Here is a 1,532-nt window from a genome sequence, read left to right on the forward strand (position 1 = left end):
GGCGGCCGGCAGCCATTGCTGCATCTGGCTGGTTTTGGGCCGCCAGTTCAGCGCCGTGCGGTAGTGGCGGAGGAATTGCTGGGTGTTGGGCATGCTCCAGCAGAACACCAGCAGCGCTGCGATCTGCAGGCCGACCAGCGGCCGGAAGAACGGACCGGGCTGGAACGGGATGCCCAGCGCGCCGGCCAGCGCCGCCATGCCGGGGATGCGCTCGAAGGAGGTGGGGAACAGGATGCCGTTCAGCCCGGCCATGCCCTGCAGCAGGGTCAGCGCCGCGGACAGGCTGGGGGCGCGGAAGAACACGGCGCCGATCACCACGCAAACAAAGGTCAGGGCGATCGCCGGCACGCGGTGGACCAGCTTGTCGCTGTCCAGCTTCCAGCCCCAGCGGGTCTTCAGCGCCCGCCAGCCATGCGCCACCACCAGGTAGAAGCCGTGCAGCAGGCCGAAGGCCACGAACTGCCAGCCGGCGCCGTGCCACACGCCGGAGATGAACATGGTCAGCAGCGTCGGATAGGCGACCAGCGCAACAAAGGTGCCGGTGGTCATCTTGCCGCGCTTCGGCACCGGCTTGCCGGCGGCGACGCGGGCGCGGGTCACCCGCAGCACGATCGGGTTGTAGACATAGGCGGTCAGGAACCGCGTCAGCGTCATGTGCCAGCGCGACCAGTACTCGATGACGTTGTGCGCCTTGTAGGGGCTGTTGAAGTTCGGCGGCAGGCTGATGCCGAACAGCAGGCCGAGGCCGATCGCCATGTCGGTGTAGCCGGAGAAGTCGAAATACAGCTGCAGCGCGTAGGCCAGGGCGCCCGACCAGGCATCCAGCATCGGCAGCGCGGCGCCGGCCTGCGCGGCGGCGAAGACCGGCCCGGCCTCGGCGCCCATCGGGTCGGCGAACACCACCTTCTTGAACAGGCCGAGCACGAACAGCGTGGCGCCCACCGAGATGTTGTCGACGCGCGGGCGGAAATTATCCGGATTGCTGAACTGCGACAGCATCTCCCGGTGATGGGTGATGGGCCCGGCGATCAGGTGCGGGAAGAAGGTGATGAACAGGCAGTAGTTCAGGAAGTCGTGCTCCACCACCGCGCCGTCATGCGCGTCGCTCAGATAGGCGATCTGCTGGAAGGTGAAGAAGGAGATGGCCAGCGGCAGGATGATGTTGGGCACGTCCCAGCCCAGGCCGAGGGCGCCGTCCACGGCACCGAGCAGGAAGCCGGTGTATTTGTAGTAGCCCAGCAGCAGCAGGTTGCCGGCGATGCCGAGCACCAGCACCAGCCGTGAAGGATGCTTCAGCAGCCATCCGCCCAGCAGGTAGTTGGCCGCCATGCTGCCCACCAGGAGCGGCACGTAGTGGGGATCCCACCAGCCATAGAACACCAGCGAGGCCAGCGTCAGCCACAATCCGGCCAGGCGCTGCCGTCCGGTTCCGGCAAACAGGAAAAAGCCGAGCAGCACCACCGGCAGAAAGCCAATGATGAAGGTGGCCGAGTTAAACAGCATGCTGGAACATCCTTCCAACAAGACATCCG

The 1,532-nt window shown here is 66.3% G+C and carries 1 protein-coding gene; it reads right to left on the bottom strand.

The annotated features are described in order from the left end of the window. A partial coding sequence (locus D2K64_RS23520) for an MBOAT family O-acyltransferase (RefSeq protein WP_157986108.1) occupies nt 1-1,503 on the bottom strand: 1,503 nt, incomplete at its 3' end. Nucleotides 1,504-1,532: the final 29 nt, after the last annotated feature.

Source organism: Teichococcus vastitatis, from assembly GCF_003604215.1.
Taxonomy (GTDB): Bacteria; Pseudomonadota; Alphaproteobacteria; order Acetobacterales; family Acetobacteraceae; genus Pseudoroseomonas; species Pseudoroseomonas vastitatis.